Raw genomic sequence first — 23,939 nt, forward strand, 5'->3', positions numbered from 1 at the left:
CTCAACACAACACTTCAGCTCAACTCAACTTCGTTTTTTTGACGATGACGGTCCATGTCGCCCTTCCTGCCACCCAGGCCATGTTCTTTGGCGTGATGCAAAGCCAGGTCCAGTGCATCCATAAATTCATTGACCTTGATGGGTTTGGTGAGATAACGGAAAAAGCCTGCATCCAAACCTTTTGCTATATCGCGCGGCATGGCATTTGCAGACAAAGCCATGACGGGGATATGCGCCGTCAACGGGTCGTTCGCCAAAATCTTGAGCGCCCCAAAACCGCTGAGGCCCGGCAAGTTAATATCCATCAAAATCACATCCGGCTTGCACACCTGCGCTGTGGCAATACCCAGATGCGCATCTACAGCAGTCAGGAGCTTGAGGTCACTACGGCGGGCAATCAATTGCTCGACCAGAGCCAGGTTGGCAGGGTTATCTTCAACATATAACAAGCTGCGTTGCGATGATCCGTGAACTGCTTGCTCCCCAGCAGATGACTCACCCTCAAACTCATCGCCCGTCTCAGCATGTAAAGCTGGCGCAGAGGCCAAGGCAAGCTCTATCCAAAACACGCTGCCAACACCCACATGACTTTCGACACCAATCACGCCACCCATGAGCTCAACCAATTGCTTGGTAACCACCAGGCCTATGCCAGTACCCTCTTCATTACCGGCATCTTGCCCCAGTCGATTGAAAGGCTGAAACAATTGTCCCACCTGTTCAGGTGACAAGCCCTTGCCAGCGTCCTTGACACTGATACGTATGCGGCAATCGCCACGGATGACATATTCAACCGTCACAGACCCTTCATCCTGATTGTATTTAATCGCGTTTGACAACAAATTCACCATGACTTGCTTGAGTCTGGTACGGTCAGCGAACACATACAAGGGCACGTCTATGACTGGGAAGATCATATCAATGCCACGGGTCTGTGCCTGTGGCTCTATCATGGATTGACAATCCAGCAAAACATCGGCAAGCAAGATGGATTCTTTCGAAATACTGACCTTGCCCGACTCTATCATCGCCAGATCGAGGATTTCATTGATCAAGCGCAGTAAATACCAACCAGCTTGCAAGATCTGGTCTATCGACAATTTCTGGTTTTCCGAGGGTGGAGGATGGTCAGATGCCATCAATTGAGCAAAACCCAGGACCGCATTCAATGGCGTACGCAGTTCATGGCTCATACTGGATAAAAATTCTGACTTGGCCAGATTCGCTTTTTCGGCGACAGCTTTTGCCAATTCCAGCTCTATATTGCTATTCTGAAGTTTTTGTTCAAAGAGTTTATATTCAGTGACGTCACGGGCAGATGCAAATACACCCTGCAATCTGCGCTCACGGTCATAAATAGTGCTGGCATTGTAGGAAATTTCAGTTTCCTTACCGTCTTTTGCTATCGCTGTCAGTTCACAATTGCTGACCTTGCCAGTTTGCAACGCGCGCTTCATTGCCAGTTCTGCCGCTGCGGGTTCGGTAAAATATTTTTTGAATGGTGCACCGATCAATTCTTCACGCGTACACCCGGTTATCGCTTCCATCTGATGATTGACATCGCTGATAACACCATTCAAGTCAGTGGTAATCAGTGCATCAATATTGGCTTCAATTAAAGAGCGCGTATAAAATTGCTGGTCTCGCAAACGCTGGTCCAGCAAGGCTTGCTCTGCTTCAACCTGCTTGCGCGCAGTATTATCTGTGCCTATCAAAAGGCTACCGATAACCGCCCCCTGAGCATCCCGTAAAGCAGTAACCGAAACAATGGCCTGTAGACGGCTACCATCACGACAAATATAAGTGAGCTCGTGTATATCTTCCAGACTGCGCATGGCCTTAAAGATCAAGGCATCAAAACCCAGGGCAACCGGAGTATTAAATTCTGCACTGAGCGCAACTGCCCTGGCAGCAAGTTCGTCAGCATCAGAAATATCGGCAGGGCTGATCCGGTTGACGACATCAACAGCATCATAGCCCAGCATATGTTCTGCTCCTACATTGAAAATCTGTATCAGACCCTGGGCATCTGTGGCAATAATGGAAAAATTCGGGCTATTAAAAATAGCGTCCTGCAAGGCGCCCATCTTGAGCAAAACTTCACGCACTTTGAGCGAGGTTTGCTCACCCGCCATGCGACCCAGCGTGGCACGGCGTATCTGCAAAGCCCACAGCGATAAAAATACCAACAAAAAACCCACGCTGCCGACGACGAGTTTGATGCGAAATGCCGCTTTTAGCTTACGTTCATCGAGCAAGACTTGCTCATCGACGATGGCTTCAGTCAAAATACTTTGCACCTTGGCCGAAGCCAGCAAGCCCGCATTGAACAAGGCCCGGGCTGCATTGAAACCCAAAGCATCAAATTGCTTTTGGCTCGCATGCATGATGGCCACTCGCTCATCAATGGCCATTTGCAATTGCTGCATACGTGCTTGCTGCGGCACATTGTCCAAGGTCAAATCATGCAAGTGCTGAATAACAATAGTCACGTCGTCGAATCGACTATTGCGCTGCTTGATGAAATTTTCTTCCTTTGTCAGGAAATAGGCTTTTTGTGCATTCTCCGCCTCAGACAATTTGACACTCAGTTCGCTGAGATCATCTATTATTTTACGCGTATGCTCTATCGATTTAACCGCATCAAAAGGTACGGCAATATTCCAGGCAATGCCGCCTATCATCAACAAGGCAAGCAAGGTGATGCCAAAACCAATTAAGGTCAAACGCTCTACCGATACTGCCTTCATATATTTTCATTCACAGCAAACCTTCAAAAAATATTGAAATCGCAAGACGCGCTCATATACCTATATGGCCTTGCGCAAACCCTGTTTTACGAACAATGGTGACAGGCAGCACGGGATTGCCCTTACCCTGGCGTTGCAAGACATCAGACAGCAAGCGGGCAAATTCTTTTTTTACCACGTCATAACACTCACAGACGTGCTCCTCAAGTCCAGCCCTGTTAGTCACGGTAATATGACCACGGCGATAACTGATAAAGCCATAATTTTGCAATTTACCCGCAGCCTCCGTCACACCTTCACGCCGCACACCCAACATATTGGCAATCAGTTCTTGTGTGATGGTCAAATCGTTGCCTGCCATTCTGTCCATGGTTAATAAGAGCCAGCGACACAGTTGCTGCTCTACAGAGTGATGCCTGTTACAGACTGCTGTTTGCGACATTTGGGTAATCAATGCCTGGGTATAACGCAGCAATAAGCGCAACACCGGGCCGGCGCGATTAAATTCTTCCAGCAAAATATGCGCCTTCAGACGATAACCATAGCCGCCAGTTTGTACTATCGCCCTGCTTGGCGTGGTATCACCGCCCATGAACAGGGAAATACCCACCAGGCCTTCATTGCCGACACCGGCAATTTCTGAAGAACCGCCGTTTTCAAGTAAATAGTGCAGCGAAACTATCGCCGTCACCGGAAAATACACGTATTGCAACTTGCCACCAGACTCATACAAAACATCACCAAGCAGCATGGGGACCAGCTCCAGATACGGGGCCAGGCGATCAAATTCTGTATCCAGCAAGGCAGCAAGCAGATGATTTTGATTCGGGTCTATCAGACTGTCCATATCGAATTCCTGCGTAATTTAGGGTGAAAGACAAGGCAGGAAATGTACAAAAGTAAAATTCAGCGCGCCTTGCGCCCCGACTCTATTACACTGATGAATATAGTGTCTGTTCGATATCACACATATGGAGAAAATAATACAAAGAAAACTCAGCAGTTCTTTAACTGCTCAGTTTAGGTAACCAACATCTGCAATTGTCCCCACTCCGCATTGCACACTGCACACTGCACTATGACAGCTGCATAAAAATAATTAGGTACGCTAGCGTACATACAATCAAGAATCTGGTCTTAGTTTTGGCAATAGCTCTATAAATACTTGATAAAAGGCTGTTGCCAAATTAACTTGGCGTTGTTGCCCCCTTGTCAGATGGAAATACGGCCTACGGGGGCGTCTATCCATTTTAATTCTGCAACAGCTTCAAAAAGAAAACACCAAGCCATAACTCATTCCACAATTGAATTTAAGTGTCTTTTAGACCTATATCAATTTGCAAAGGCAGAGCGCGAATCGCAACTGCACGGCGATCTGATTGCCCCAATACATGCTGAGGGTCTCCCTGAGGGATGTCTGCTAACAGACGATCGAATTCCAGCTTAACCACGGCATAGCATTCGCATACAACCTTCTCCAGGCCGGGACGATCTACTACATCAATGCGCCCACGGCTGTAGCGTATCAAACCCAGTCTTTGTATATTACCGGCTGCCGCTGTCACTCCTTCGCGTCTGACACCTAACATATTGGCGATCAACTCCTGAGTCATGGATACAGAATCAGAAGGCAGGCGATCAAGACTCAATAATAACCAGCGACAAAGTTGCTGCTCTATGGAGTGATGCCTATTGCAAACAGCGGTTTGCGTCATTTGCGTAATCAGCGCTTGGGTATAACGCAATAACAATCGTAAAAATGGACCAGCGCGATTAAATTCATCTTTCAGAAATTGTGCCTGGAGGCGATAGCCATAGCCAGCACACTGTACTACCGCACGGCTAGGTGTCGTTTCACCGCCCATGAACAAAGAAATACCGAGTATGCCTTCATTGCCGACGATGGCTATTTCAGCAGAAGCACCGTTTTCTAGCACATACAGCAAGGAAACGATGGAGGTAGTCGGGAAGTAAACATAATTCAAGGTGCCACCAGCCTCATACAATGCCAGCCCCAAAGGTAGCTCGACTAATTCAAGATGCAGGGCCAAGCGAGCAAACTCAGCTTGCGGCAAAGCAGCGAGCAAATGATTTTGCAGGGGGTTATGCGAAATGGTCATAGGTAGGGCTCTGAACTGCCGACTCCACCTGGAGCGACTTGGATTGTATAGACCGGATTATCTATCCACAGAGTAGCAGGTATAAGACTGGCGTATGTGCGCCATCGCTCATATAAAGCTGATTTAGCTCAAGTTATTTATCAAACATGAATAATGCGTTGCGGCTTGCAGTATTAACCTACTTCAACAAACTTCACTGGAAGGGAACGGAGGATAGCAGTCTGGTGAATTCTTTTTGTATGACGAAATAACACTCACAGACCAGTTTTTCCAGGCCTGGTCGGTCCAGCACGATAATCGCTCCACGGCTATAGCAAATCAAACCAGCACGCTGCAAATTACCTGCAGCCTCAGTGACTCGTTCACGGCGCACCCCTAGTGCGTTGGCTATTCGCTGCTGAGTAATATTCACTGCACCAGAAGACAATCTATCCAGGCTCAGCAGCAACCAGCGACACAACTGCTGCTCTACCGTATGATGCAGATTACAAATGGCCGTTTGCGTCATTTGTGTGATCAGTGCCTGGGTGTAGCGCAATAACACACGCAATAACGGGCCAGCGCGGTCAAACTCTATTTTCAGCAATTGCCCTTTAAGGCGATAAGCAAAACCAGCACTTTGCACGACAGCACGGTTAGGTGTGGTATCCCCGCCCATAAATAACGAAATACCAACCACACCTTCATGCCCGACAGCCGCAATTTCAGCCGAAACACCATCCTCCAGCACATACAGCAAAGAAACGATAGCCGAGGTAGGAAAATACACATATTGCTGACGCACCCCCGACTCATACAGCACATCGCCAACTGTCATCGTGATGAGTTCTAGCCCGCTGGACAGGGATACAAATTCAGCAGCTGGCAAAGCGGCAAGCAGATGATTTTGCATGGGACTGGGGGAAGTGTACATTAACGTTTTTGGCCTTAAAATTTCACTTCCAACTTTGCATTACATAAACAAAATTGGGGAGCGGAGCATAGCCTATCACGTCAACTAAAAATTCTATGCGCTCTTGCGCACACAAGAGCTGCCACATAGGTGTTTTCAAGAAATAAATTCCGGCTCGGCATTGCCCATTGGGCCGACCACAGAATAGAGCACCAATATAGGACGGATGAGCAATTCAAACAGACCCCTTGGACAGCCGCCATTCTCCAGGACAGCGGACAACCTCATATCACAGCGACGCTAAGTCACAGGCAAAGACGAAATCACAAAAAAACAAAAAGCCCGCTAGAAGCGGGCTTTTTGTTTGAATTTCTGGGGTGACCGATGGGGTTCGAACCCACGACAACAGGAATCACAATCCTGGACTCTACCAACTGAGCTACGGCCACCACTGCTTTTCTCTCACGGATATTGCAGTGCAAGAGAGCTACGCATTATACGAGGAATTTGGCTTGCTGGCAATAGGCTTCTGCAAAGGCAAGGCATTCACTGGGTTTCCTACTGGAACACTGGCTGCAATTGCACAAGGTATTACCACCAAACTCATTGCACGGTTCATTAGAATTTATTTTCGCCATTCCCCATACCACCCCGCTGCCGCCCCAAGCCAGCTTTACGCTGCGGCGCATCGGTATTGTCCTGGTGCCTGGCCTTACCCACCTCTGCCGTGGCGCGCAAGTAACTTGCAATCAACATTTGCATGGACTGGCGCTGTTTGTCATCCAGCGCATCATTGAGAATGAGCACAAACTCTCGCATTTGCTTGTTTTCTTGCACTGTGCTTTGCTCTTCCTGCTCGATCTGCGGACTCAGATCACGCAATTCAATATTGTTTTGCTTCAGACGCAACTCCAGTTCGGCCTGCAGACGCTCTCTGCGTTTTTCGCGCTGGTGCTGGATAGCGATTAATTTATTTTCAGTCTGCTGCCATAGCAATTGCTGATTAGCATTTAAATTCAAGTCTTTTTTCAACTCCCCTGCTTTTGCCAGGATGGTATCAAGGGGCAGTTCCATGACAGGCGTGGCCTGTGCTACAGAAGATAGCAGGGCGAAGCAACTGGAAAAGATGATTTTGCATAAGGTGGAAGTACACATAAAAACTCCTGCCGATTGAGCGGACATAAAAAAGCCTACGCTTTAAAGGCGTAGGCGAAATCTCACTGAGGTAGTGAGTTGAAGGAGCGTGCAATGAAACATAAGCAATATATTCCTGCACAGATACAACTCCATCATGTATTACAAATTCTTACGAATACTCGGATTTCATTTACAAATTTCCTCATGTATCAGACTTGAATTTTGCCCGCATGAGCAAACCCCTTATGACTACGCTGCAGCATCCATCTGGGATTCCTGACTTCTATCGTATGCCATCACACTCTGCATGGCTTGCGCCGCTTCCAGCAATAACTCTGGATTGCCAGAGGCAAGTTTTTTACTGTCTGACAATATCTGGCGAAAAACCCGCGCACCAACCAGGCCCATCATGAGACCCAACATATGACGCACAACAGTATTGAGGCGCAAGCCCTTGCCACCATTACCATACAAGGCCAACTGCTGATGAATATAAGGGATCATGTGCTGCAGAATCTCTTCCCTGCTCTTGACCGGGGTAGAGTCGCCATAATAGCGCTCGTCAAAGCTGGCCATGAAATAGGGGTTATGATAAGCCTCACGCCCTATCATGACGCCGTCGACATGTTGCAGGTGCAAGTCCATGTCTTCCAGGGTTTTGATGCCACCGTTGAGTATGATTTCCAGATCAGGAAATTCTTTTTTCAGGCGATAGGCATAGCCATATTTAAGCGGTGGGATTTCACGGTTTTCTCTTGGCGACAAGCCCTTGAGTATCGCATTACGGGCATGGACGATAAAGGTTTTGCAACCTGCATCAGCAACAGTACCTACAAAATCGCGCATGAATTCATAAGAATCCACATCATTGATGCCTATGCGATGCTTGACTGTGACGTCAATAGACACCACATCTTTCATCGCCTTGACACTATCGGCAACCAGTTTTGGCTCCGCCATCAGGCAGGCACCAAATGCACCTTTTTGTACGCGTTCAGACGGACAGCCGCAATTCAGGTTGATTTCATCATAACCCCATTGCTCACCCAGCCTGGCAGCATGCGCCAGATCAGCCAGCTCGCTGCCACCCAGTTGCAGAGCAACCGGATGTTCACCAGGATTAAACTCAAGATGACGTTGCACATCACCATGCAAGAGTGAACCAGTTGTCACCATCTCGGTGTACAACCAGGTGTTGCGGGTGATATAACGGTGGAACTGGCGGCAATGCCTGTCAGTCCAATCGAGCATAGGGGCTACAGAAACGCGGCGTGGGGGTAGTGCTTTTGTATTCACAATAAAACAAGACGGCAATTTACAATACCGTATTGTACCTTGTCATTGGGAAATCGCCATTGAGTGGCACATGCAAAGACAAATCCACGACAACAGGAATCACAATCCTGGACTCTGCGAATACCCTGCCTCATTCAGGAATTAAGCCGTGAATACAGGTTTGTGCTGCGTCCCTTCGCCGCGCGTCATGAACAGCATACGGCTGGGTGCAAAGATTTTTGCCGTATGCCAACGCCCTCTGGGCACTAGCACCGCCTCCCCGGCCTTCATATGTATATGCTGAACTGCGTCATCAAGCTCAATGAGAAAATCAGCCAGCCCGGCCAGCAAATAGACGAATTCATCTGCATGGGGATGCATTTCCCAGCTAGGCCAGTCTGCTTCACAACTGAACTCACTAATCAGCCAGTGTTTGCCAAAAGCCTCAATATCCGACTCAGGCAAGCGCCAGAATGCAGGCCCACCGGCCATGACAGTCGCCCTACCATCAGCAGCCAGCGCAACATAGGTTTTTTGGGGCTCTATTTTCATGCGTAAGCTCCTTAAGAATGCGATTCTTCTGCAACAGTAACCATGATCTTCTCTATAGCAAGAGAAATCATCTTACCAATTGAATAATGCCTTATCAATAAGTTTATTGAAATTAATTATAAAAAGAAAAACAAACAGAGTGCCAGACAATTAAGGCTAACTGTGCACGCAAATACCCGTTGAAAAGAGGATTTGATAGTCTTATGGCGAAATAATTTCTGTGCCAACATGGCACCCGGCCACCCGCAAGCCAAGCCACACAATAACAGACTACGCTCGGAAATTCTGGATTCACGCTTGCGTGCCGCCGCCTTATCCAGGCCATACATAGTTAGTGTAATGATGCTCATGGCAACATAAACGACAGCAATGACTATCAATTGCAGCGTCAAATCGGCGCGCACCATGGGAAAAATCCCCACAATTTGATAAAAAAAATCCATACCAGGCTGATTTGATTGGAAGAAGCCGGATTATTACAGACCAAACATCGCCAGTCCATTCTTATAGGCAATGCACTCTGCCACATCCATTGGTAAATTACTCAGCATGCGACGCGCGTATGCCGAGCTAACGCCACAAGGCAATAACACGCTGCGGCGACCAAGTGCTGCGCGTTTCGATGTTGTAATGCATGTGGGCATCGGATATGGGCAAAGGTTCTGCTGCTGATGCAATAGCAGACATCATGACCAGGGAGCAGGTCAATAAGAAACTCTGTAGCTGTCTTTTCATAGCCATGCTCCAGCGCCAAATTTGATATCCCTTTGAATCAAAAATACACGCCATGAAGAAAGCGTCAACTCCCTGATTACAACATCCTGGCTATCAGGGCTTTTTCATGCCTGGCATCCAGCGGAATGCGCACCTTATGCCCTGCCCCACCTATGATGTTCAGAGGTTGATTATCGGCATTGCGCATCTCGGCCAGTCTGATCATTTCATTGCCATTCGGTGAAATGATTTCTATCTCATCGCCAACAGCAAAACGGTTTTTGACTTCGACCTCTGCCCAGCCATCTGTCACTTGCAAGACTTGCCCCACATACTGGCTGCGGTGCGCCTTTGATACACCTTCCATGTAATTTTGATGTTCTTGCGTATGGTGGCGCTGATAAAAACCATCGGTATAGCCGCGATTGGCGAGGCCATTCAACTGCCCCAGCAAGTTGGTATCAAATGGACGACCTGCCACTGCATCATCTATCGCACGCCTGTAGGTTTGCGCGGTACGAGCGACATAGTACAAGGACTTGGTGCGCCCTTCGACCTTCAATGAATCGATGCCAATTTTTGCCAGGCGCTCTACATGCTCAACAGCGCGCAAGTCCTTGGAATTCATGATGTAGGTACCGTGCTCATCTTCGAGTATGGGCATGAACTGACCGGGCTTGCTACCTTCCTCTATCAGATAGGGGCGATCAGCCAGGGGATGACGCGGCATGTCGCCCATGGCAGAAAAAGATTGATTGGCCTCTTCCAGAGCCTGCTGATAATTGAACTGGATACGCTCGACCGGGATGCGTGCCAGGTCACCGGTTTCATTCTCGGTGGCGTTTTCAACCTTGTAATCCCAGCGACAGGAATTGGTGCATGTGCCTTGATTGGGATCGCGATGATTGAAATAACCAGACAGCAGGCAACGGCCAGAATAGGCGATACACAGGGCACCGTGCACGAATACTTCCAGCTCCATATCCGGGCATTGCTGGCGGATTTCTTCTATTTCATCGAGCGATAATTCACGCGACAGGATAACGCGTGTCAGGCCCATTTTCTTCCAAAATCTGACATCCGCCCAATTGACGGCATTGGCTTGCACGGACAAATGCACGGGCACTTCTGGCCACTTTTCACGCACCATCATGATGAGGCCGGGGTCGGCCATGATGAGTGCATCCGGCTTCATATTGATGACCGGTTCCATATCGCGCAGATAGGTTTTGAGTTTGCTATTGTGCGGGAAGATATTGCTGGCGACGAAAAACAATTTGCCGCGCGCATGAGCACCGTCTATGCCCTGCTGCAATACATCAAGAGTAGAGAATTCATTATTGCGGGCACGCAGGCTATAGCGTGGCTGGCCTGCATACACTGCATCGGCACCAAAGTCGAAAGCGGCATGCATTTTTTCCAGCGAACCGGCAGGCAAGAGAAGTTCCGGGGATTTTATTGCGTTTTTTGCTGAGGAGACAGTCATGGCAGGATAGTCCGAAAAGAAAAATGTTCGCGATCATAAATCCCTGCCCTGCCATTTCAAAATTTACCTTTACAAGATTTGATGCGGATCAATCACGCCGCATATCGGTCAATTCATTGTAGACCAATGCTGTCAGTACAATCACCCCACCCACCATGCTGGACTGCGCAGGCACCTCACCCGCGCCCAACCATGCCCAGATCGGCGCCAATAAAACTTCAAGTAGTGACAACAAGGCTATCTCAGGCGCAGACAGGCTATTGGATGCCCTGACCATCAGCATGCAAGGCAAGCCCAACTGAAAAAATCCCAAAATCGCCAGAATGGCAATATCATGCAATGAAGTTTGAAATGGCCATGCCAATGGCAGCATAATCAATGCAGATAGACTACCACCAACAAACACCGCAGGCACCAGATCAACGGCATGCCCGCCTTTTTTGAGGATGATAACGTTCGCTGATGATGCAAATGGTATACCCAGCGCAATCAACATGCCTGCCAGGCCGCGACTATCCACTTCCGTCAAGCTACCAGCAAACATCCAGCACATGCCCACGCCAGCCGCAGCAATTGCCCACCAGGTACGCGCAGGAATGTGCTGGCGCAATACCATCCAAGCTAGAAAAGCCGTGAACAAAGGCGTCAGGCTTTCCATAATGGAGGTATTAGCGACCGTAGTCATGGTCAGGGCGATCATGAAACAGCTATACATGGTGGCCCACATGCAGCCGGACATGAAACCAATCTTGCCCAACAATTTCAAGCGTGGAATAAAAGCCCATTTATATTGCCTGAGCATGACACCTGCAATAAATACCGCAGCAAAAAAACTGCGCCAGAAAGTGACTTCAAAATTACGGGCCACTTCAAGATGACGGGTAAATACGCCAGCGATACTCCACAAGATCGCCGCACATATCATCAGCATTACCGCCATACGGCGAGTCATTTTATGTTGCATATTCATCCAAATAAAAAACCCGTTTGACCCTCACTATAGTGCGAGAGCAAAACGGGTTGATCTTCATGCGGCATGACTGGCAGCCGCATTAGACAGAAGCATTCAGTTTATTCGCGTGATGCCTTTTTACGCTCGTGTTCTTTCAAGAAACGCTTGCGCAAACGGATACTCTTAGGAGTAACTTCAACAAGTTCATCATCATCAATAAACTCAACCGCGTATTCCAGGTTCAACTGGATAGGTGGTACCAGGCGTACCGCTTCATCTGTACCGGAAGAACGCACGTTGGTCAATTGCTTGCCCTTGATCGGGTTCACAACCAGGTCATTGTCACGGGAGTGGATACCGATGATCATGCCTTCATAGACTGGGTCATTGTGGCTGACGAACATACGGCCACGGTCTTGCAATTTCCAGATAGCGTAGGCAACTGCTGCGCCATCATCTTGCGAGATCAGCACGCCATTGCGACGACCACCGAGTTCGCCTTTGGAATTGTCGACTGGTGCGTATTCATCAAACACGTGGCTCATCAAGCCTGTACCGCGTGTCAATGTCATGAATTCGCCCTGGAAGCCGATCAGACCACGTGCTGGAATACGATATTCCAGACGTACACGACCTTTGCCGTCCGGTTCCATGTTTTGCAGGTCACCACGACGACGACCCAACTCTTCCATGACACCACCCTGGTTGGCTTCTTCTACGTCAACTGTCAGGTTTTCATATGGTTCGTGACGTACGTCGCCTACCATTTTGAAAACAACACGTGGACGGGATACTGCCAGCTCAAAGCCTTCACGACGCATGTTTTCGATCAGGATAGTCAGATGCAACTCACCACGGCCAGAAACTTCATATGTAGAATCATCACCCTCAGCTTGCACTACGCGCAAAGCCATGTTGGATTTCAATTCACGCTCCAGACGGTCACGGATTTGACGTGTTGTGACGAATTTACCTTCGCGGCCAGCCAGTGGAGAGCTGTTAACCATGAAGTTCATGGTCAAAGTTGGTTCATCAATCTTCAACATCGGCAAGCCTTCAGGCGTATCCGGTGCGCAGATAGTAGAGCCAATACCGATTTCTTCAATACCGTTGATCAGGACGATGTCACCAGCTAGTGCTTCATCAACCAGAACGCGGTCCAGGCCTTTGAAAGTCAATACTTGATTAATACGTGCCTTGGTTGGCTTGTCTTCAGGGCCATTCATCCAGACTACATCTTGCAATGCCTTGACGCGACCACGCAGGATACGGCCAACACCGATTTTACCAACGTAGGAAGAGTATTCCAGGGATGTGATTTGCAATTGCAAAGGACCATCTGGATCATCTTCACGCGCAGGAACGTGTTCCAGAATAGCGTCAAACAATGGCTCCATATTGCCATCGCGCACAGAGTCTTCCAGACCTGCATAGCCTTTGAAACCGGATGCGTAGACGATAGGGAAATCGAGTTGCTCATCAGTTGCGCCGAGTTTGTCGAACAATTCAAAAGTCGCGTTAACGGCTTTTTGTGGATCGGCGTTTTCACGGTCAATCTTGTTGACGACAACGATAGGCTTCAAACCCAGCGCCAGTGCTTTACGCGTTACAAAACGCGTTTGTGGCATTGGGCCTTCTTGTGCATCAACCAGCAACAAAACACTGTCCACCATGGACAAAACACGTTCTACTTCACCGCCAAAGTCAGCATGGCCTGGGGTATCAACGATGTTGATGTGTGTGCCCTTGTACTCAACAGCACAGTTCTTGGACAAAATGGTAATACCGCGCTCTTTTTCGATATCATTCGAATCCATAACACGGGCATCAACCTGCTGGTTATCGCGGAAAGTACCGGACTGACGCAATAACTGGTCAACCAGAGTGGTTTTGCCGTGATCGACGTGAGCGATAATGGCGATGTTACGAATAGCGCGTTTTGAAGTAGACATGATAGCGTTCTTATTGGGTAAATCTATGAGGTAAATCGGATAACCAGCGATTATAACATGTTGCAGCGCAAAAGTAGAAAAACTCCTATTATTTCAAGGAGTTGCTACGGCGCGATGACACAATTAATGTTCAGTGGCAATCAGGCGCTCAGGCGCGAGTATGCCGTATTCCTGTAACTGGGCCGAACCCAGCAACTGTCCGTCCGATTCACGATAGACGCGAACGCGGCCAGTTTCAATGGGTAAAACGACTTCTTCTTTATTTAATGGCAGACGCTGACCATGCAGGAAGCGGCGCGACAGCTCATCTGTGAGGTAAACCGGGTCAAAGCTGGACAATAAGGCATCAACCGGATCCAGCAATGTCAGACGCTCTGCCTCTGGCAAGCTTTCGAGATACTCCAGGGTAATGGATTTCTCCAGCACAAGATGCCCCACACCGATACGGCGCAATTCTTTCAAATGCGCACCACAGCCCAGCATTGCACCTATATCTTCACCCAGTACACGCACGTAGGTGCCTTTACTGCATTTGACTCTCAGACTCAAAAAAGGTGCTTCATAAGCCAGCAATTCCAGCTCATGAATAATGACGCTACGCGCCTCGCGCTCCAGCGTGATACCGGCACGTGCATATTCATACAGAGGCTTGCCATCGCGCTTGAGTGCCGAATACATGGGTGGCACTTGCTGTATGGGGCCAGTAAATTGCTGTAAAGCATGCTGGATTTGCTCAATACTGACCGCTACCGGCTTTTCTTCCAGCACATCACCTTCGGTGTCTCCTGTTGTCGTGGTAACGCCAAGGTGCACCACCGTGGTGTAGGTTTTATCAGCTTCCAGCAAATCCTGAGAAAACTTGGTGGCTTCGCCAAAGCACAGCGGCAGCAAGCCAGTCGCAAATGGATCCAGCGTGCCAGTATGCCCGGCCTTGGCGGCATTCAAAAAGCGCTTGGCCTTGATAAGGGCGTCATTACTGGAAAAACCAACTGGCTTATCCAATAGCAATACACCGTGCACAGGCACGCGCTTTCTTTTTATCTGCGGAGTCGTCATGTTGTCAGCAGCCTGTTGCCAGGCTGCGCAATGTATCGTTCGGGAATTACTCTTCGCCGTCGTCTTTGGCGCGGGTGGCATTGGCTTCGTCTATCAGTTTCGACATGGCGATTCCACGGATGGTAGATGTGTCATGCACGAAATGCAATTGCGGCAGAGTATGGATATGCAGACGCAAACCCAGTTGATTGCGCAGGAAGCCAGACGCTTTGACTAAAGCTTCTATGGTATTTTTGACGCCGACCGGGTCATCCACCAAAGTAGTGAAATACACTTTTGCATGGGCATAATCAGGGGTCAACTGTACTTCAGTCAAGGTGATCATGCCGACGCGCGGGTCTTTTAATTCAGACCAGATGATTTCTGCCAGGTCTTTTTGAATCTGGTCTGCTACACGCAGGCCACGACCGGGGATATTTTTGCTATGTTTTGCCATAATTTTCTTACATCTCCATAAACCACAACCCCGGAACTAGTCCGGGGTTATCTTGAGTTACAGAGTACGTGCTATCTCTTGTACTTCAAATATTTCAAGCTGATCGCCAACCTGAATCTCGTTGTAGCCTTTCAGTGAAAGACCGCATTCCAAACCGGCTTTGACTTCTTTGGCATCGTCTTTGTAACGCTTGAGCGAATCCAGCTCGCCTGTCCAGGTCACCACATTGTTGCGCAGCAAACGGACAGAAGAAGTACGCTTGACCACACCGTCGGTAACCAGGCAGCCGGCAATTGCGCCAACTTTGCTGACCACGAAGACCTGGCGAATCTCAACCATACCAATAATCTGTTCGCGCTTCTCTGGCGCCAACATGCCAGACAAAGCTGCTTTGACTTCATCTACCGCATCGTAAATGATGTTGTAGTAGCGGATGTCAACGCCGTTAGATTCTGCCAATTTACGGGCAGATGCATCAGCACGGGTGTTAAAGCCGATGATGACGGCTTTGGAAGCGACCGCCAGATTGACGTCGGATTCGGAAATGCCACCCACTGCTGCATGTACAACTTGCACACGCACTTCGCTGGTCGACAATTTGACCAGGGATTGCACCAGCGCTTCTTGCGAACCTTGTACGTCGGTCTTGACGATGATAGGCAGGTTCTTGACTTCGCCTTCGCCCATGTTTTCGAACATGTTTTCCAGCTTGGCCGCTTGCTGCTTCGCCAATTTGACGTCACGGAACTTACCTTGACGGAACAGGGCGATTTCACGCGCTTTGCGTTCATCAGCCATGACCATGACTTCTTCACCAGCGGACGGCACTTCTGTCAGACCTTGAATCTCTACCGGGATGGACGGGCCAGCCTCGGAGATATTCACGCCATTTTCATCCAGCATCGCACGAACACGACCATAGGCTGAGCCAGCCAATACCACGTCACCACGTTTCAAGGTGCCAGACTGCACCAGGATAGTAGCAACAGTACCGCGGCCTTTATCCAGACGCGCTTCCACGACCAGACCCTTAGCAGGCGCTTCTATTGGTGCCTTCAATTCCAGCACTTCGGCTTGCAACAGCACGTTTTCCAGCAGGGAATCTATACCCAGACCAGTTTTTGCAGATACCTGTACGAATGGTGAATCACCACCGTATTCTTCAGGCACGACACTTTCAGCGATCAACTCTTGTGTCACGCGATCTGCATTGGCACCTGGTTTATCAATTTTATTGATAGCAACTACCAAAGGCACGCCAGCTGCTTTCGCATGGGCAATCGCTTCTTTGGTTTGCGGCATGACACCGTCATCCGCAGCCACGACCAGAATAACAATATCGGTCGCCTTGGCACCACGGGCACGCATCGCGGTAAACGCTTCATGGCCTGGCGTATCAAGGAAGGTGATCATGCCACGCGGTGTTTCTACGTGATAAGCACCGATATGCTGCGTAATGCCACCAGCTTCACCAGACGCGACTTTGGCGCGACGGATGTAATCCAGCAGAGATGTTTTACCATGGTCAACGTGACCCATGACAGTGACCACAGGTGCGCGTGGGAAGGATTCATATTCACCGTGCTCTGTGGTATCCGTCAGCATGGCTTCAGGATCGTCCAGTTTTGCAGCAAAGGCTTTATGACCCATCTCTTCAACCAGGATCATTGCTGTTTCCTGATCAAGTACCTGATTGATCGTGCACATCTGGCCCAGTTTCATCAAATGCTTGATGACTTCGGATGCCTTGACGGACATTTTATGCGCCAGCTCAGCAACAGTCAGGGTCTCTGGTACGAATACATCTTTGACGATGGCTTCAACCGGTGCCTGGAAATTGCTTTCGCGGTCATCATGGTGACTATTGCGACGACCTTTAGGACCGCCCTTCCAGCCATCGCGACCGCCAGAAGTATCGCCACGGGTTTTCAGACCGCCGCCACGTTTCTTGGCTGCGTCTTCTTGCCATGTTGAGGACACATTAGCAGATTTGATCGCCTTCTTGTCGCCAACAGCTGGTTTTTTCTCGTCTTTTTTCTCTACCGCTGCACCAGGTTTTTTCTCGGCCGCTTTTTTATCAGCAGGCTTGTGCAAAGTACCTTCAGCAACCTTAGGCGCTACTACAGGAGCAGGTTCAGGTGCTTTGGCCGGGCGACGTGCCGCGTTCATCATTTCTTTGATTTGCGCAACTTCATCAGCCACGGCTTTTCTGGCTTTTTCAGTAGCAGCAGCACGGTCAGCAGCTTCTTTTGCATCCGTTGCAGCTTTTTTCTTTGCATCTTCTGCATCGATACGCTTTTTATCTTCGTCAGCAGCAACTTGCACAGGTTTGACCTCTGCAGGTTTTACATCAGGAGATTTGGCGTTGGCAGCGCTTGCCACTTTGGCGGCGGCTGCAGCTTGCTCAGCCTTGACGCGCTCAGCTTCTGCCTTGGCAGCTTCTGCCAATTCAGCTTCACGCATGGCTTGCGCCTGCGCTTCTTTTTCAGCTTCCAACTTGGCCAAGCGCTCTTGCTTCTCAAGCAATTCAGCTTCCTGACGAGCGATCAACTCAGCTTCGCGATGCGCTTCTTCATCAAGACGTGCCTGCTCAGCAGCATCCACTACTGGCACTGCTGCCTGCGCTTCATCTGCAGGAGCATCATCACGTTTGACGAAAGTGCGTTTTTTACGAACTTCTACCTGAATGGTACGAGACTTCCCAGTCGCATCGGCTTGCTTGATCTCGGTCGTTTCCTTACGAGTCAAGGTAATTTTCTTCTTTTCGGTGTCCGCAGAAACGCCGTGGGAACGACGCAGATGTTCCAACAACTTATCTTTGTCTTCCTTCGTCAGCAAATCTGACGTTGAGCTCTTACTGACGCCCGCCGCACGCAATTGCGTGAGCAGCAAATCTGCTGACATCGTTAGCTCGGTGGCAAATTGGGCTACATTGTTACTCGCCATTCAGTCCTCTTTTTCTATGTGCGCGTTATGAGATTGAAACCCGTGAATTACTTAGCTTCTACGAGTTTCCAGGCTTTGGCTAACAGCGCCTTGGCCTGATCATCATATTTAGCGTCGATGAGTTTCATCTCATCATCGGTCACATCTTCAAATGCATCTTTAATTAATTGACGTGCGCGGTCGGCAGACAATGCCAAAATCGCGCCAAACTCGTCATAAGCCAATCCAGCGAAAGTCGCCAGGGTCTTGATACCAGCCAAACCCAGCTTGCCTGCCGTAACGCGGGTCATACCTTCGAGATTGACTAATTCATCTTCCATACCTTCGAGGCCTTCTTCAGAAGCAATTGCCTCTGTCAACAAAGCATCACGAGCGCGGTTACGCAACTCATTGACGGTATCTTCATCGAAAGCTTCGATTTCCAGCATTTCGCTGATAGGTACATAAGCGATTTCTTCCAGACTGGAGAAACCTTCATCCACCAGAATGTCAGCGACTTCCTGGTCAACGTCGAGTTTTTCCATGAACAGGCTGCGGATGCCAGCAGTTTCTTGCTCGGCTTTATTCGCAGACTCTTCCGCAGTCATGATATTGATTTGCCAGCCTGTCAATTCAGCTGCCAGGCGAACGTTTTGTCCACTGCGGCCGATAGCAATTGCCAGATTTTCCTCATCAACAACCACGTCCATGCCGTGTTTTTCTTCATCCACCATGATGGATGAAACATTGGCCGGTGCCAGTGCGCCAATGACGAATTGCGCTGGATCTTCAGACCACAGCACGATATCGACACGCTCACCACCCAGCTCGCCAGTTACAGCCTGTACGCGTGAACCACGCATACCGACGCAAGTGCCGATAGGATCAATACGTTTATCGGCAGTAAACACAGCGATTTTTGCACGTACGCCAGGGTCACGCGCAGCGGACTTGATAACCAATGAACCTTGCTCGATTTCTGGCACTTCCAGCTCGAACAGTTTCATGATGAATTCTGGTGCAGTACGTGACAAGATAACTTGCGGGCCACGGGCATTGCGGTCTATGCGCAGGATGTAGGCACGGACACGATCACCAACACGCAGATTTTCTTTAGGGATCATCTGGTCACGTGGCAAACGGGCTTCTATCTTGCCGGACTCAACCACGGCTTCGCCACGCTCCATGCGCTTGATGGTGCCTGTTACCAGAGAATCGCCACGCTCCAGGAAATCTGCCAGAATTTGTTCACGCTCCGCATCACGGATACGCTGCAAGACAACCTGCTTGGTATCCTGAGCAAAACGACGACCAAAGTCTACTGATTCGATTTCTTCTTCTATGTAATCATTGACCTGAATTTCAGGATCGTCTTCCACAGCTTCAAAATGCAGGATTTCCTGATCTGGCAATTGCAGACCCGCCTCATCCGGCACCACGTGCCAGCGGCGGAAAGACCTGAATTCACCAGTATCACGGTCGATTTCTACGCGAATATCAACTTCACCGGGAAAACGTTTTTTTGTCGCTTGCGCCAAAGCATGTTCCAGCGATCCGAAAACAACCTCTTCATCGACGTTCTTTTCACGCGCCAGCACATCCACCAATAACAACAAATCACGACTCATGCTTTGCGACTCCTAAAATCCACTTGCGGCACGAGGCGTGCCTTATCCACATCGGCCAGCGTAAACTCCAGCATGGCCGACCCATCTTTTACTTCAAATTCCAGCTTCAGATTTTCACCTTCAGGCTCATGCAAGACGCCTTCGAAAGTTTTGCGATTTGGCGTGCCCGGCATGGGCATACGCAATTTCACATTGGCTTTCTCACCAGCGAAACGCACATAGTCAGCGATTTTTTTGAGCGGCCTGTCGAGACCAGGGGAAGAAGTTTCAAGGCGACTGTAATTGACGTTCTCAACCGTCAGCACATGCGATAACTGGTGACTGACTTTTTCGCAGTCTTCCACCGTAATATTGCCGCGCTCCAGATCTTCAGGCAAATAATCAATATAAACCCTGAACAAGCCGCGTTCGGCTTGCTCGAAGTCCACCAGATCATATCCGGTACCGTTGACGGTCTTTTCTATCAAATCCAACAAAGCCAAACTTATTCTCCGAAAAACACACTGACAATTTGCAAACTGGGCAAAACCCGCCACATGCCTTAGGATTCTGACTATTGAGCACTGCGCCGCAGCTATCCCAATACGATACCAATCGCTAAAACCAAAAAAAAATGGGCAACTGCCCATCTTTTTTGTAGCGCCCTGATTTAATTTCAAATAAAGGCTAAATCTGCTAACTACAAGATTATAAACGATAAATTACCTCGTCGCAATGGAAAACGAGGCAATTTCAACACGTCCCGCTACTGCAAAACGCTTAAAACAAGCAAAAAACATCAGGCACCGCGAGAGCGTCTGCGCGCAGCAATTCCCTGGCCTATGGCCTGACCACTGCCACGTGATGTAGGGCCGCGACGTTGTTGCCCGGCATCCGGGAAACCTAATGCAGTTTGCAGCGGATCGGGCTGGCGGCTGCGTTTTTTGCCATTAGCGTTATTGGCATTATTACCAGCACCACTGCCTGCTCCATTACGCGGATTACCTGCATTGCCACCTGTTTTGTTGCCGTATGCACTATTACCATTGGCATTACCACTACGACCCGCACCATATTCGGCGCGCTCACTACGTCCACTGGACATAGGAAAACCAACTTGCTTCTGGCTAAATGGACCAGTACCAAAACCAGGTGCCTTATTGCCAAATGGCTTGCCACCCTTGGTTGGCGCAGTGGGTTTATCGCCACCAGCTTTTTCCAGTCCACTCAATTTCAGCAAAGCGCGAACCGCATCTTCTTCCAACTCTTCCCAGCGACCACGCTTAAGATTGGCAGGCAAGGTCATGGCACCATAACGGGTACGTATCAGGCGTGAAACTGTCAAACCGACAGCCTCGAACATACGGCGCACCTCACGGTTACGACCCTCGCCAATGATGACGCGATACCATTTATTGACACCTTCGCCACCACCGTCAGTAATTTTAGAAAATTGAGCCAAACCATCTTCCAACTCAACACCTGCCAGCAGACGCTGACGCATACCCTCTTCCAGCTCACCCAGGGTACGAACGGCGTATTCACGTTCAATACCATAACGCGGATGCATCAGACGGTTTGCCAAGTCACCAGAGGTAGTAAACAGTAACAAACCTTCAGTGTTGTAATCGAGACGCCCCACCGCCAGCCATTTACCAACTTTCATCGTTGGCAGGCTTTCAAATACAGATGCGCGACCTTCAGGATCATTGGTACTGACGATTTCACCAGCAGGCTTATGATAAATCAGCACGCGCGGTGGTTTTTTACTGACTTTACGCATGATGGGCTTGCCATTGATGCGCACCTGGTCAGTCGGCAGAATTCTTTGACCTATATGGGCCGGCTCACCATTGACAGATACACGGCCAGCGACGATCAGCTCCTCCATGTCACGGCGTGAACCCAGGCCAGCTTCAGCCAATACCTTATGCAATTTAGGCGCATCATCATCCGCAGTCAGATCGCGACGCACAGGCTTGCCGCGACCTTTACCCTTGACATCATCAGCAGCACCCGAATCAAATGCCTCGGAAGTAACGAAGGAGAACACATCATCCGCATTGCTGGCAGCACCAGGGCGACCACCGCGAGTTTGTTGCTGTGGTCGCTTGGATTTATTGGCGCCTGCCTGACCAGCGTTTTGGCGCGGACCACGATCATTGCGGTCACTACGCTCGCCGCGTTCACCACGATCTGAACGCTCCACCCTATCGGTACGCTCACCACGATCAGCACGGACCGGACGTTCAGATTTTTCGCCACGTTCTGCGCGATCAGCCCTAGGCGCACGCTCTGTGCGGGGTGGGCGTTCGCTACGATCGGTACGCTCAATTTTTTCCATCTGTACAACTGGCTCAGCTACTACAACCATCTCTTGCACAACAACCACTTGATCCACGGCAACATCTGCAGCCTTGGCCTTACTGCGACTGGCGCGTGGTGCCGCTCCTGGTTCTTTAGGAGCGCGCGGCGCGCGTGCTTTTTTTACCGGCGCGTCTACCGCATCAGTCGTTGATGCTATCACCGCCACCTCTGCAGCCCCTGCTGACTGCTCCGCATTCTCTTGCTTGGACTTGGATCGGCTTACGCTACTGCGCGGGCTACGCACAGCACGCTTTGCCGGCTTCGCATCACCACCAGCAGGGCCATTATCATTTGCGCCCGCACCACCATCTGCTTGGTCAGCATTCACATCTTCAGGATTCATTGGATTCATTCTTCAGTTCTATTGGAGGCAACTGACTCGCTGCAGCGCCCGGTACACTATCCGGCGCTGCGCTATCAGCCGCCTGATCACTCAATTGCGTGATATGTTGAGAATCTCCCCCAACCTCACTTATTTCTTCTGTAATTTCTTTTACTACCTGCCCTGGTGCTTCTTCAGTTTTTACTTCACTTGCAGCCTCAATCATTCCATCAACTGCCTGCACCCCTAGTCCGCCGTCGATTACAACACCGCCAGACATATCAAATTGAGACTCAACATCAGCTTGCTCTACCGACTCTTGCCCAGATTCAACTTCGGCATCTTGCGAGATATTCGCTTGCTGTTGTGCATCTTGAATTGCCGATTTCACACCAGATGTGCCAAGCTCAGACAAATCCATATCCCTTGTTTGCTCGGGAACAGAATCAGCACCAGTTACAGACTCCACTACCAGAGCATCCGCCTCGACAGCAGCAAACATGCCACCATCCAGGGCTGCCAACTCTGGCACGACCTCATCCTCGACATCCCTCTTCACCTGCTGCAAAGGAGGCAACTGGTCCAGCGAGGACAAGCCCAGATCATCCAAAAACTGCTTGGTCGTGGCGAATAGCGACGGCCGTCCTGGCACATCCCTGTGGCCTATACTTTCTATCCAGCCACGATCTTCCAGGGTCTTGATCATCTGCGATGCCACAGTCACGCCGCGAATTTCTTCTATATCCCCACGTGTCACGGGCTGCCGATAGGCGATAATCGCCAGGGTTTCCAGGGTGGCCCTGGAATATTTTGGTGGCTTCTCAGGATTCAACCTGTCTATGTAGGCGCGCATTTCTGGCTTACTCTGGAAGCGCCAGCCTGTTGATAAGGCTACCAGTTCTATACCCTTGTCAGACCAGTCAGTACGCAAGCCTTCCAGCATCAATTTGATGGTATCAGCGCCAACTACATCACCTTGATCATCCGCATCCTGAAACAGCTTTTTCATCGTATTGACGGTCAGCGGCTCGGGTGCGCATAACAAGGCTGTTTCGAGGACTCGTTTTGCCTCAGCAGTATTCATGCAAATCTTAAGTACACGGGTTTATTTAGTTGATGTCATGCAGCACGGCAGCTGATACCTTACGCCATCAGTTGCCATTACTCACACCAGTTTTGTATTAAATTTGTTGCCACCAACCTGGCAGCAACGCCCTTTATGCGGGCGGCTGGGACTGCATGGAGCGCGCAAAGAACTTAGCAGCGCACAATCCCTAAAATTAGTAGACACTGGATTGTAGTCCAGAAATTCGCAGACAATCAAAAATATCGTCAACAAACAATAAAAAAGCCACGCTAAGACGTGGCTTTTTCCATCAATTCTGTCTGCGCAGAA

The 23,939-nt window shown here is 49.6% G+C and carries 19 protein-coding genes and 1 tRNA gene; all 20 read right to left on the minus strand.

Translation table 11 applies throughout. The features are described 5' to 3' along the window. Positions 1-14: 14 nt before the first annotated feature. Positions 15-2,750 carry a PAS domain S-box protein gene (locus ACO0LC_RS06300; protein ID WP_423001733.1) on the minus strand — a complete coding sequence of 912 codons (2,736 nt, stop codon included), beginning with the start codon at positions 2,748-2,750 and terminating at the stop codon, positions 15-17. 52 nt (positions 2,751-2,802) lie between these two features. Next, the gene (locus ACO0LC_RS06305; RefSeq protein WP_423001735.1) at positions 2,803-3,597 is read right to left on the minus strand and encodes a Crp/Fnr family transcriptional regulator; all 795 of its coding nucleotides are present in this window, start codon (positions 3,595-3,597) and stop codon (positions 2,803-2,805) included. Positions 3,598-4,060: 463 nt separating this feature from the next. Further along, the gene (locus tag ACO0LC_RS06310) at positions 4,061-4,870 is read right to left on the minus strand and encodes a Crp/Fnr family transcriptional regulator (protein WP_423001737.1); all 810 of its coding nucleotides are present in this window, start codon (positions 4,868-4,870) and stop codon (positions 4,061-4,063) included. A gap of 193 nt (positions 4,871-5,063) precedes the next feature. Continuing rightward, positions 5,064-5,762: a Crp/Fnr family transcriptional regulator gene (locus tag ACO0LC_RS06315; RefSeq protein ID WP_423001739.1), complete on the minus strand. Its 699-nt coding sequence runs from the start codon at positions 5,760-5,762 to the stop codon at positions 5,064-5,066. 373 nt (positions 5,763-6,135) lie between these two features. Next, positions 6,136-6,211 (minus strand) — tRNA-His (locus ACO0LC_RS06320). Between the two features lie 169 nt (positions 6,212-6,380). After that, the gene (locus ACO0LC_RS06325; RefSeq protein WP_423001742.1) at positions 6,381-6,917 is read right to left on the minus strand and encodes a hypothetical protein; all 537 of its coding nucleotides are present in this window, start codon (positions 6,915-6,917) and stop codon (positions 6,381-6,383) included. A gap of 231 nt (positions 6,918-7,148) precedes the next feature. After that, on the minus strand, positions 7,149-8,150 hold the full coding sequence (dusA, locus tag ACO0LC_RS06330) for a tRNA dihydrouridine(20/20a) synthase DusA (protein WP_423001744.1): 1,002 nt from the start codon (positions 8,148-8,150) through the stop codon (positions 7,149-7,151). 186 nt (positions 8,151-8,336) lie between these two features. Beyond that, positions 8,337-8,726: a cupin domain-containing protein gene (locus ACO0LC_RS06335; protein ID WP_423001746.1), complete on the minus strand. Its 390-nt coding sequence runs from the start codon at positions 8,724-8,726 to the stop codon at positions 8,337-8,339. Between the two features lie 116 nt (positions 8,727-8,842). Then, positions 8,843-9,133, minus strand: a complete 291-nt coding sequence (locus ACO0LC_RS06340) for a DUF1294 domain-containing protein (protein ID WP_423001748.1) — start codon at positions 9,131-9,133, stop codon at positions 8,843-8,845. A 163-nt stretch (positions 9,134-9,296) separates the two neighbouring features. Beyond that, complete coding sequence (locus tag ACO0LC_RS06345; RefSeq protein ID WP_423001750.1) at positions 9,297-9,461, minus strand: hypothetical protein; 165 nt, start codon at positions 9,459-9,461, stop codon at positions 9,297-9,299. 76 nt (positions 9,462-9,537) lie between these two features. Beyond that, positions 9,538-10,926: a tRNA 5-hydroxyuridine modification protein YegQ gene (gene yegQ / locus ACO0LC_RS06350; RefSeq protein WP_423001752.1), complete on the minus strand. Its 1,389-nt coding sequence runs from the start codon at positions 10,924-10,926 to the stop codon at positions 9,538-9,540. Between the two features lie 88 nt (positions 10,927-11,014). Next, positions 11,015-11,890, minus strand: a complete 876-nt coding sequence (locus ACO0LC_RS06355; RefSeq protein ID WP_423001754.1) for a DMT family transporter — start codon at positions 11,888-11,890, stop codon at positions 11,015-11,017. A gap of 107 nt (positions 11,891-11,997) precedes the next feature. Further along, positions 11,998-13,830, minus strand: coding sequence for a translational GTPase TypA (typA, locus tag ACO0LC_RS06360; protein ID WP_423001756.1), 1,833 nt, complete (start codon positions 13,828-13,830; stop codon positions 11,998-12,000). Positions 13,831-13,953: 123 nt separating this feature from the next. Then, positions 13,954-14,886, minus strand: coding sequence for a tRNA pseudouridine(55) synthase TruB (truB, locus tag ACO0LC_RS06365; protein ID WP_423001758.1), 933 nt, complete (start codon positions 14,884-14,886; stop codon positions 13,954-13,956). A gap of 46 nt (positions 14,887-14,932) precedes the next feature. Then, entirely contained in the window at positions 14,933-15,322 is a 390-nt protein-coding gene (gene rbfA / locus ACO0LC_RS06370; protein WP_423001760.1) for a 30S ribosome-binding factor RbfA, read from the minus strand. A gap of 57 nt (positions 15,323-15,379) precedes the next feature. Beyond that, positions 15,380-18,268 carry a translation initiation factor IF-2 gene (gene infB / locus ACO0LC_RS06375; RefSeq protein WP_423001762.1) on the minus strand — a complete coding sequence of 963 codons (2,889 nt, stop codon included), beginning with the start codon at positions 18,266-18,268 and terminating at the stop codon, positions 15,380-15,382. A gap of 47 nt (positions 18,269-18,315) precedes the next feature. Beyond that, a complete protein-coding gene (nusA, locus tag ACO0LC_RS06380) occupies positions 18,316-19,875 on the minus strand; it encodes a transcription termination factor NusA (protein WP_423001764.1) in 1,560 nt (519 codons plus the stop codon). Next, on the minus strand, positions 19,872-20,357 hold the full coding sequence (gene rimP, locus ACO0LC_RS06385) for a ribosome maturation factor RimP (protein ID WP_422953239.1): 486 nt from the start codon (positions 20,355-20,357) through the stop codon (positions 19,872-19,874). The genes nusA and rimP overlap by 4 nt, the downstream gene beginning before the upstream one ends. A 296-nt stretch (positions 20,358-20,653) precedes the next feature. Then, complete coding sequence (locus tag ACO0LC_RS06390) at positions 20,654-22,573, minus strand: pseudouridine synthase (RefSeq protein WP_423001767.1); 1,920 nt, start codon at positions 22,571-22,573, stop codon at positions 20,654-20,656. Further along, positions 22,554-23,627, minus strand: a complete 1,074-nt coding sequence (scpB, locus tag ACO0LC_RS06395; RefSeq protein ID WP_423001769.1) for an SMC-Scp complex subunit ScpB — start codon at positions 23,625-23,627, stop codon at positions 22,554-22,556. Before scpB ends, ACO0LC_RS06390 begins: the two co-directional genes overlap by 20 nt. Between the last annotated feature and the right edge of the window lie 312 nt (positions 23,628-23,939).

This window comes from Undibacterium sp. JH2W, from assembly GCF_049340425.1.
GTDB lineage: Bacteria > Pseudomonadota > Gammaproteobacteria > Burkholderiales > Burkholderiaceae_D > Undibacterium.